A 10,137-nucleotide genomic window follows, 5' to 3' on the forward strand; every position below is an offset into this window, starting at 1 on the left:
CGTCACGGCCGCCGCGATGTCGCTGGGTTCGAGCACCACCGGGCGCGCCGTGCGGCCAGCATGCCCGGTGTCCCCGGCCGCCGCCCGGCTCGATCCCGTTTCGTACCAGGCAAAAGCGCAGCGAGAAGGCGCCACGGTGACACACGCGCGCAGGCTCGCCACCGTGGTGCTCGTTCTCATCGACAYCGACTCGCCGGATCTTGGCCTGGTGCCCATCGCCGTCAACAGTTGGTGCTCATTGCGGCCGACATAGCCAGGCGGGCATCGAGGCGGATGTGGGTGGCGGTGAGGACGGTGTCGCCGAGCTGGTCGAGGGTGATCTGCGCGGCGTCGGATCCGGCGGTGGGGGTGGCGCCGTAGACGCGGGCGGCGTCCGCGCCGCGGCGTGCGGCGGTGGCGGCGATGTGGCTGGCGTGGGCCCACAGGGCGTACTGGACGACGACCAGCAGCATGGTGATCAGCAGGGGTGTGGCGATGACCAACTCGACGCTGACCGCGCCGGTGTCGGGGGCCTCTCGGCTGTCGCTGGTGCGCTCGGGGGAGCGCCCTAGGGCACGGCGGCGGGCGGACCGTGGTGAAAGCGGGCCCGGCCAGGTGTGGAGGGTGGGTGGCGGGGTCATAGGTCGATGCTGTTGGCCTTGTCGATCAACGCCCGGCCGATGATCCCGATGACGGCGAGTGCGAGGACGACCAGCAGCGCGGTGACGATGACGGTTTCGGTGCTGTAGCCGCCGTCCCGGTCCTTCTCACGGGCCTGCGTCTCCCACGCGTGGAGACGGGCGTAGGTGAGGGTCAGCAGGCTGAACACCATGACGGTGGCTGCCGCTGCTGGGCTGCGGTTGGTGGCGCGGGGGCCGGCACGGCGGAGTCGAGGCACGGCGGGAGGGATCCTTCCGGGCGGGGGTCGGAATCGGAAGAGGCGAACTCACGGACGTCTTACAGGCTGGTCATGACGCGGGCGACAGCGGGGTAGCCGATCAAGAGCAGGAATCCGAGGAAGAGCAGGGCGACGGGCAGCGACATGCGTTCGGTGGCGGCGGCGGCGTCCGCGTCGGCGTCGGTGAGGGCGCGTAGGCGGATGGAGGCGGCTTTGGCGGCGAGGGAGGCGCGGATCTTTGCGCCTTCCCCGCCGGCGAGTTCCACGCTGGCGGCGGTTTCGACGATGTCGGGGATGGTGTGGCGGTGTCCGAGGTCGGCCAGGGTGGTCCAGATCGGGGTGCCGGTGAGGACGGCGGTGTCCACGGCGCGGCGCAGCTGGGTGTAGGCGGGGCCGGTGCCGATGGACGCGGCGTCATCGAGGGCCTGCTCGATCCCGGCGCCGCCCGCCAACGCGATCACCACCAGGTCGAGGAAGCTCGAGAAGGCGGCGCGTAGGGCTCGGCGGTGGGCTGCGGCGTCGGCGCGGACGGCCAGGTCCGGTGCGAGGAACCCGACGGCGGCGAGGACGAGCGCCCCCGCCGCCGGCAGCACCACGGGCAGCCTCATCCCACCGACGGCGAGGACGACGGCCAGGAGGGGGAGTAGGAAGAAGCCAACCACCCCGCTGGTGATCTTCTCGGCGAGGTGGGTGGCGGGATCCCGGTCGAGCGAGACAAGGTCGCGGCTGATGCTGGCCGGGATGAGCGGGCCGGGAGTGAGCCGGCGGGCGAGGGGACGTCCCGCGCGGGCCGCCCACCCTCCGGGTGCTGGGGTGGGTTCGCCGGGGGTGGGTGGGGTGGGGTGTAGGTCGGCGATGAGCTGGCGCAGGTCGGGTTCGGTGGGACGCAGCCCCGTCCAGACCAGCCACAGGCCGATCCCGGTGGCGGTTCCGCAGGCAAGCAGAAGCCCGGTCATGGCCGGCTCCGCGCGGGCAGGCGGGTCAGGATCCTGCCCGAGGTTGGCGTGCGGCCCATCCGCGACAGCCAGACCAGACCGGTGGCGAAAAGGGCGGCGACGGCGAGCAGCATCAGCTGCCCGCCGGCGCTGTCATAGGGCTCGACGAAGGCGGGGGAGAGGACGACGAGGCCGAAGGCCATGGCCAGGGTGGTGGTGGCGATGACCCGGGTGGAGGTGCGGATCCGGGCGCGTGAGGCCGCGGTGCGTAGGCGTAGGGCGGTTTGGTCGCGGGCGGCGGCGGCGAGCCGGCCCAGCAGGTCGGCGAGGTTGCGGGCTTGGCGGGTCGCGGCCATCACGAGTGCTGCGACCACCAGGTCGGCGGTCGGGTCATCGACCGCGTCCGCGAACACGGCGAGGGCGTCGGGTAGCCGGGTTCCGGCGTCGAGGGCGGTGGCGAGCTGCACGACCTCGGCGCGGATGGGAGCTGGGGTGATCGGCGCGGTGGCGCGGATTGCTTGTTCGAGGCCGGCGGCGCCGGCGAGGGTGTCGCGCAGCATTTCCGTCCATACCGCGATCGCCTCGACCCGGTCGGTGTGGGCCTGCTCGGCCCGGCCCGAGGCGAGCAGACCCGGCAGGATGACCACCGCCAGCGCCGCGAGCGCCGCGGCGACTGGCCAGCCTGTGAGCAGCCCGACCGTGAGCGCGGCGGTGAGGGCGCCGAGGGTGCGGGTGGCGCGGGCCTGGCGGGACAGGCCCCCGATCCGCCGGCCCGCCCACGCGCGGATCGCCGCGGTGAACGGGGCAGTGCCGGTACCAGCCAACCAGAGACCGATCCCGCAGCCGGTCCCGCAGCCGACCGCGAGCACCACCCCGGCATCCGCGGTCACCACGGCGACCAGCCACCATCCGGGCCGCTGTCGGCACTGGGAGCGCGGTAGGGCTGCCGCTGGTCGTCGATGCGGGCGAGCAGGGCTGCGGTGTCGGGGCGCAGCGGTGCGCCAGGGACGGCGGCGCGGTCGGGGCCGGGGCGCCACACCTCATTCGTCGAGATGATCATTCCGTCGGCGCCGACGACCTCACGGACGCTGGAGACGACCCGCCGCCCGTCGGGGGTGTAGTCGAGGTGGATGACGAAATGCACCGCGCTCGCCGCGAGCAGGGTCGTGGCTTCCATGCTGAGTCGTTCGGCGGCCTGCGCGGCGTAGGCGGCGAGCTTGAGGAAGACCGCGCCGGAGGAGGAGGCGTGGAGGGTGGCCATCGACCCGTCGACGCCCATGCTCATCGCGTTGAGCATGGGGATGACCTCGGCGCCGCGCACTTCCCCGACGATCACCCGGTCGGGGCTCATCCGCAGCGCGGAGCGGGCGAGGTCAGCCTGGCTGATCTCGCCTTCGCCTTCGATGTTGGGTTGGCGGGCTTGGAGTGCGACGACGTCGCCGTGCTGGCCGTCGCGGTCGAGGCCGAGTTCGTAGCTGTCCTCGATCGTGATGATCCGTTCGGTGTAGGGGATGTCCGCGGCGAGTGCGCGTAGGAAGGTGGTTTTCCCGATGCCGGTCCCGCCGGCGATGAGCAGGTTCCGCCGGGCCAGGACCAGCCGGTTGAGGAACATCCGTAGCTCGGTGTTGAGCATGCGCAGGTCGGTGACGAGCTGGTCGAGGGTGATCTGCTGGTAGCGGTGGCGGCGGATCGACACCACCGGCCGGTGCGCCACCGCCATCAGGGCGTGGAGGCGGGAGCCGTCGGGGAGCTGGCAGGACACCTCGGGGGAGGCCCGGTCCCAGCGGCGTTCCTCCACCCCGGCGCGTGCCACGACGGTGCGGACCAGTTCGACGAGCTCGGCATCGGAGCGGGCGACTGCGGGGAGGCGTTCGCGGCGGCCGTCGAAGCGGCGCACCCACACCACATCGCAGCCGTTCACCGAGATGTTCTCGATGCTCGGGTCATCGAGCAGCGGTTGCAGCCCGCCCAGCCCGTAGAGGCTGTCGAGGACGGTTCGGCTGATCTGTTCTTCGACCTGGGTGGACAGCAGCTGCCCGCCGTCGGCGAGCTGGGTCTGGGCGTGCTGCGCCAACACGGCGGAGATCAGATCCGAGGTCAGCGCCCGCTGATCCGCCCGACCCAGCGGCGGGAGGCCCTGGTCTTCTCGGGCTTGCAGCCGCGCGGACAGCGCCGCGCCGACCTGCACCCGGACCCGGGATGCCAGCGCGTCGACGTTGTCGGTCATCGCTGGCCTTCCCGATGATGTGCCGGAGGCGCGCCGGCCCGGTCAGGGACAGCGGGAACCCACCCGGGCACCGCCCGCTCCCCCCGCTGTGGGAGGGAGAACGTCGAGCGGGGCAAGGCAGGAGGGTGAACCCCGGCCCGCAGCGGCGGTGGGCCTGGCGGCGCGACCGTGGGTGGCGGGGCGAGGGCCCGCGACGATCCGATGGGCCGGGTGGCGAGGCGACGATCCAGTGTGGTGGCGATGCCCGCGGCGGCGCGTAGCAACTGGGAGCGGCGGGCACCACGACCGAACCGGCCCCCAGCCAACCCGGCCGCCGCACGCGGATGATGCGGCAGCACCCCCACCACCGGCAGACCCACCGCCTCCTCCACCCGCCCAGTAGGCCAGGCGGGATCACCGRCAAGAATCAGCACACAGTCCCGGCGGCCCCCACCGGTCAACTCCCCCACCCGCGCCGTTACGCGGGCCAGTTCCGCGGGCACCGGGCGCACGAGCACCGCGAGGACCCCGGCAGCCCCAGCGATCGGCAACGCCGGCGAGTCGGGATCCAGCCGGCCACAGTCCGCTACCAGGAGCCGGTCGGATGCCGCCCAGGGCACCGACCCGGTCCGGGCGAGGACCGCGACCGCCCCGCGGGCCGAACCCGCTTCCACCGGCGCCGCCACCAGCCCCACCCCACCAGCCAGCTCCCACACGTACTCATCCACCAGAGCCGGCCCACCACGTGCCGCAGCCGCCCACCCCAACAACCCCGGATAGCCCCGCCGCTGATACCACCCGGCCACATCCCCACCGGACGGGTCCACCTCCACCAGCAGCGGATCGGCCTCCGCCTCACCGGCCGGCCAAACCGCTGCCAGCGCCAACGCCGCCGTCGTCACCCCCGGCGAACCCTTCACCGACCCCACCGCCACCAGACCCAGCCCACTCACCGAGACACCGCCCGGACCACCAACGCGACCCGCCCCGCCGCCGCCGCTTCCGCCACCGTCTCGGCGTCCCCCTCCGCGACCTGCAACGACACCACCACCCCACCAGCCCCGGCCGGATCCACCTCATCGCCCTGGACAGCCACGACCAGCCCCGACACCGACCGGGCCGATGAGCCCGTCGAGGGCGCGGAAACCGCGGGGTCCACCCCGCTGGGCGACGCCGCGGTGAGGATGACCGACACCCCATCGCCCCGAGCCAACTCCGGGGGGTACTGGCCCGCCTTCAACGCCGCCCCGACCATCGCCTGCCCTGCCGGCGGCACCCGCGACGCATCACCCACCGCACCTGGAGGCAGCAGGCTGCCCGCCACCAGCGGCACCACCGCCACCCGACCCACGACCGCATCCACCGCGCCCGCGGCCACCACATCCACCCCGGCCCCGGCACCCACCGACACCGGGCGCAGATCCTGCACCGTCAGCACCCGGCCCGCCGGGACGTCGCGGGCCACGACCAGCAACTCCCGCCGGCCTTCCCTCTCACCCCCAACGACAACGAACGCGGCGACGGACAGCGCGACCAGCAGCACCCCGACCAACGCCCGCCGCGCCGCCCCACCCCGAGACCCCTCCCGCACCGGCAGACGTACATCCCCACGACGCCGAGTCCGCGCCGCCGCGCTCACCGTCGAGCCCCCGGCAGCACCAGACCCTGCGACTCCCCGACCGCGACCGACGCGACTGTCTGGGATGTCAGCCCCGCGGCTTCACCGGTCTGACCAGCACCCGCCCACCCCACCTGCCAGGTCACCGTCACCGTCACCGGAAACCGGCCCCCCGGCTGACCCGCCGAACTATGAGCGAACGCGATCGAGCACTCCGATCCGGCTGCCGGATCATCGACACCCGGCCGAAACGCCCGGCCGGGACCCGCACAGCGGACCTGCCCACCCGCCCCGAAATCCCACAACACCGACACCGGCCGCGCCGTCGCCGTCACCGACACCCCCGGCACCGCCGCCGTCGCCGACACTGGCCCCCACCCACCCGAAATCCACAACCACACCGGAACCCCCACCATCTGCACCACATCCACATTCGGGGACACCCCGAGAATCGGAGCCGGCAACACCAACTGGCTAACCGCCCGCTGCGCCATCACCTCCGGCGACGGCGGGACCACCGCTCCCATCACCGCATCCGGCCGCCACACCACCGCCCCGCTGCCACTGATCCCAATGCATTTCCGTTCATACCAGGAACCCGCAACGCCAGGAGTTGCTTCCATCGCCTCTAGTGCGGGAGTCGCAACAAAATCAGTGGCGGACCGGTAGTAGCAGCCATCCGCGCTGAGCCAGCCAAGATCGGGGTCCACGCAGAGAACTTCCTCGGTCGCCGTGGGTATCCTGCACATTCGAGCGGAATTTCCTCGTTGCGGTGCGGTCGGGGGTTTCGGGTTACTGCGGTAGTCCTCGATCGGCTTTCCGTCCGTCCCGGCCCAGAGGTGGCAGGTTGTCTCGCTGCATTCGGTAGACCCGAATGCGTCGTCAGCGTGTGMTGGTGCGGCGAACAAAACCCCCATAGCGATCGCCATGACCAGTGGTAGCCGGAACTGCATTAGCAGGTGCCGAGCGCCTGCACGACGAGTTGATCGACTTTCCACTCTCCGGCCGTCTGTACGGCAAGAGCCTGAATAAAACGTCGACCACCAGGAGTGTCATTCTCCAGTTGTCCGTCTGTTCGATAGTTCAGCCAGTTAGAGCTGTCCACGCAATCTGTGATGGTGATCCGATCGGGATTGCCCGGAGGTGTCGCGGCCGACGTCTTGGGCGACAGAACTGGCTCCCCACGAGCGACGAGACCATCCCGCCAATTTGCATAGACGCCGCGATAGATGAGGGACAACGCCGGTCCGCTCGCGTGGGTCGCCAGCCGCGGGTTCTGGTAGTCGCTGGTGGCGGCGATCGCGACCCAGTCTTCCCACATGCCTCGGTAGGCGGCGAGGGCATCGCGCTCGGCGACCTGCGCCGCGGTCAACGATGCCGAGGGGCTGGCTGGAGAGGGAGTGGGCCGGGCCGTTGCTGGAGGTGCCGGCGCTGGTGGGTCGCTGGTGCCATCGGTGCAGGCGCTGGTTGCGAGCAGGGCCAGCAGGGCGACCGTGCCGCCGAGCGACCATCGGTGCCGCCTCACGTTCCGTTACCCATCTGAACCGTGCCCCTCGCGTAAGTGACCCCCTCAAGGTGTGAGAGTTATAGACCCTCTACGCCAAGTGAGGACAAGGGGTGTAAATCTCACAGGAGACACGGTGGGCGGAACGGTCTAGGCTGCGCCAGAGCAATCCGGTCAGCTACTCTGAGTAGCTTATCGTCTCAAGTGCGAAGGCTGGGCAGGCGGCCAAAGCGCTGCGGCCAGGCGGTCGGTCCCGGTGGCCGGTCCGCGGGCGACGGTGATCGCGAATGCGGAAATCTGCTGGTCAGATCCCTGGCCTTCCGCGGCCCCCTAAGCCCAGGCACTTGTCGATCTTGTTTTGTCCTCGACGTTTGCCTCAGGGTGGCCTGCTCGGCTCGGCGAGTCCACGGGTTGACCCAACGTAGTGGGCCCCGGTCGGTCCGAGGGCGTCTTCTCGTGCCGATGCAAGTGCATGGCAGGTTCCTGTTAAATTGTTTTAACCCAGAGGATCAAGAATCTGCCCTGGTCGGGGCGCTCGAAGCTTCCTGGTGCGACGGACAGTCATCTTCCTGCCTGGCCCTCCCGGAAGCGTCTGGACGACACGAGCTGATCAGCAGGCAATGTCCCGGCGGTTGTCCCTGGTCGGGATCGTGCCCGGCGCGGACATGCCGTCGCGCAGCGGGGCCGTGGCGGGCCATGATGATCTGGTCGGTGACGACGAGTTGGGTGAGCTCACGTGACGCGCGTTGTCAGCCGTGAGAGTGCGGGTCGGCGGGCCGGACGACAGCGCTGCTCCGTTGCACGCCTTGGTCGTGCTGCACATGGCGTTGCCAAGATCAGTAAGTGATCGTCAGGTGATTCTCGCCTTTGATGATCAGTCTGGTTCGGGTGGTGGCGTCGGGTGTGCCGCGGTGCAGCGTGATCGTCGGTGCGGCTGCGCGGTCCTGGTCCCAGGCGTGGATCGCGGCGATGATCCGGTCGGTGAGTTGGTGGCGTTTCGGGCCGTGTCCGATGGCGCCCAGGACGTGGGTGTACCCGTCGTGTTCGCGGGTGAGGGTGAGGTAGGCCAGGGAGTCTGCGTCCACGAGAGCCGGGCTACCCACCGGGATCGCGGGTGTGCAGAGCTGCGAGGTGACGGCGGGCTGCTGGGCGATGATGCGGCAGCAGCCTGCTTCGGTCGCGGCGAGGCGTAGCCAGATGCCGTCCACCGGGGAGCTGCGGCCCGAGGTGACACCGGAGAGCGCGACGGCCCGGTCACGGTAGAGGACTCCACTCAGAACGGCGCTGTTGATCGGCTGGTCATGATCCCAGGTCAGGGTGACGAGGCTGTCCTGGTGGATGGACGCGGTTCGTTCTCCTTCATGGTCGATCACGGGCGTGAGGTCGGCGGGTTCGATGGTGTCGGAGACCATGCGGTCACCGTGATGAGCGAATCCGATGCTCCAGCTCGCGCCGCGCAGGCGTAGGGGGACGACGAGACGGCCGCCGCGGCCGAGCTGGTCCCACCAGGCCGCGGGGATGTCCCAGGCGTCGGCGGCGACGATCCGGTGGTAGGGCGCGCCGTCGGGGTGGCCGTGCCGGCCGTCGCCGGTGAGCGCGGTGATCGTGGTGTGGCCGGTGGCGGTGAGGGTGTCGCGGGCCGCGGCGGTGATGTCGGGGTCGATGTCGAGGGTGGTGACGTGTCCGCCCTTGCCGGTGAGGTGGGCGAGGAGCACGGAGGTGTAGCCGGTCCCGGTGCCGATCTCGAGGATCGTCTGGTCGGGAAGGACGATGAGCTGTTCGAGTGTCGTGGCGACGGTCCCGGGCGCTGACGCCCAGCTCAGCACCGGGCCGTCGGCTGCGCGTTTGGTGATGATGTCCTGCTCGGAGTACGCCACCCGCGGCGGTACAGCGGGAAGAAAGTGGTGGCGAGGCACGGCCGCCATCGCGTCCGCAACGGCATCGGTGAGGACCTTCCCGGAGCGGGCGAGCCGGCGGACCATCGCCGCCTGTAGGGCGTCCGGGGAACTGTCGCGTGTGGGCAGGGTCACGAGAAACGATCTCTTTCGGTGTGGTCGCCGCTGGCAGGTGACGTGGCGGGCATCGGGGTGGCGGGCCAAGCTCGGGTCCCGTCGAGGGATGCCATGCCCGGTTACAGCCGGCCTGGGGTGAGTCGACGGCTGAGGGTGGGGAACAGGCACAGCGCGATGCCGCGGGCGATCGCCACCCCGCTCCCGCGTCCAGCGCCGGGTCAGCTCGCCGTTGCGCGAAGGTGTCCGCGAGGATGACCGGGGCAGAGCGTGGGATTCCGAGCCGTAGCGGGCCGAGACCGCACACAACGGGAAGTTACCGGCTTCGCCCGAGGCGCAAGCTCTGTTACGGCTTTCGAGCGAGGGCAGCCAAGACCGACACCTGCTCGTCCAGCAGCCCGTGGTCCACGGCGGCGTCGGGCCGCCATCGGTGCGCCGCGACGATCCCGGGCTCGACCAGCTCCAATCCGTCGACGAACCGAGCTACCTCGGCGCGGCTACGTGGCTGCGCCGCGATACCCCGGTCCCGGTAGGTCTCAGCGAGCTGCCCGATGGCTTCGGCGTCGAAATCGTTGGTCACCTGCGACAGAGCCAGGTAGCTACCCGAGGGCAACTCCTCCAGCAGCCGGCGCACCACACCGAGCGGGTCGGCCTCGTCGGGCACGAAATGCAGCACCGCGATCAGCGTCAACGCGACCGGCTGGGATAGGTCCAACGTGGTTCGGACCTCCGGCGACGACAGAATCTGCTCCGGCTGCAGCAGGTCACAGTCCAGGTAGGCGGTGCGTCCCTGCGGCGAGCTGGTCAGCAAGGCACGGGCATGCGCCAACACGAGCGGGTCGTTGTCCACGTACACAACCCCCGCCTCCCGGAATCCGTCAAGCTGTTTGAGGCGAGTTGCTCGCAGATTTAGTTACCCGGCCTGGTCCGACTGGTCTGGCTCGTCACCGTCCTGCTGGGGTCGGTTGATCCACGCCGGTGTGGGGAG

Annotated in this window: 10 protein-coding genes and 1 pseudogene; all 11 read right to left on the minus strand. The window is 70.7% G+C overall.

Annotated features, from left to right (window positions below):
* Positions 1-221: 221 nt before the first annotated feature.
* A complete protein-coding gene (locus BBK14_RS25220; RefSeq protein WP_071065738.1) occupies positions 222-620 on the minus strand; it encodes a TadE family protein in 399 nt (132 codons plus the stop codon).
* Positions 617-877: a hypothetical protein gene (locus BBK14_RS25225; RefSeq protein WP_241831837.1), complete on the minus strand. Its 261-nt coding sequence runs from the start codon at positions 875-877 to the stop codon at positions 617-619. Before BBK14_RS25225 ends, BBK14_RS25220 begins: the two co-directional genes overlap by 4 nt.
* Positions 878-936: 59 nt before the next feature.
* Positions 937-1,833: a type II secretion system F family protein gene (locus tag BBK14_RS25230; protein WP_071065740.1), complete on the minus strand. Its 897-nt coding sequence runs from the start codon at positions 1,831-1,833 to the stop codon at positions 937-939.
* The gene (locus BBK14_RS25235) at positions 1,830-2,705 is read right to left on the minus strand and encodes a type II secretion system F family protein (RefSeq protein ID WP_071065741.1); all 876 of its coding nucleotides are present in this window, start codon (positions 2,703-2,705) and stop codon (positions 1,830-1,832) included. Before BBK14_RS25235 ends, BBK14_RS25230 begins: the two co-directional genes overlap by 4 nt.
* A complete protein-coding gene (locus tag BBK14_RS25240) occupies positions 2,699-4,039 on the minus strand; it encodes a TadA family conjugal transfer-associated ATPase (protein WP_071065742.1) in 1,341 nt (446 codons plus the stop codon). Before BBK14_RS25240 ends, BBK14_RS25235 begins: the two co-directional genes overlap by 7 nt.
* On the minus strand, positions 4,036-4,971 hold the full coding sequence (locus BBK14_RS37875; protein WP_131802413.1) for a hypothetical protein: 936 nt from the start codon (positions 4,969-4,971) through the stop codon (positions 4,036-4,038). The genes BBK14_RS25240 and BBK14_RS37875 overlap by 4 nt, the downstream gene beginning before the upstream one ends.
* Positions 4,968-5,609, minus strand: a complete 642-nt coding sequence (locus BBK14_RS25245) for an SAF domain-containing protein (RefSeq protein WP_071065743.1) — start codon at positions 5,607-5,609, stop codon at positions 4,968-4,970. The genes BBK14_RS37875 and BBK14_RS25245 overlap by 4 nt, the downstream gene beginning before the upstream one ends.
* Positions 5,610-5,653: 44 nt before the next feature.
* Complete coding sequence (locus BBK14_RS25250) at positions 5,654-6,346, minus strand: hypothetical protein (RefSeq protein WP_241831838.1); 693 nt, start codon at positions 6,344-6,346, stop codon at positions 5,654-5,656.
* A 242-nt stretch (positions 6,347-6,588) separates the two neighbouring features.
* Positions 6,589-7,008, minus strand: a complete 420-nt coding sequence (locus BBK14_RS35890) for a hypothetical protein (RefSeq protein WP_083391243.1) — start codon at positions 7,006-7,008, stop codon at positions 6,589-6,591.
* 968 nt (positions 7,009-7,976) lie between these two features.
* Entirely contained in the window at positions 7,977-9,170 is a 1,194-nt protein-coding gene (gene fxlM / locus BBK14_RS25255) for a methyltransferase, FxLD system (RefSeq protein WP_116430146.1), read from the minus strand.
* Positions 9,171-9,495: 325 nt separating this feature from the next.
* Positions 9,496-10,017 (minus strand): annotated as a pseudogene (locus BBK14_RS25260) (SAM-dependent methyltransferase); the annotation flags it as partial.
* Between the last annotated feature and the right edge of the window lie 120 nt (positions 10,018-10,137).

The sequence above is a fragment of the Parafrankia soli genome, assembly GCF_001854695.1.
Classification (GTDB): domain Bacteria; phylum Actinomycetota; class Actinomycetes; order Frankiales; family Frankiaceae; genus Parafrankia; species Parafrankia soli.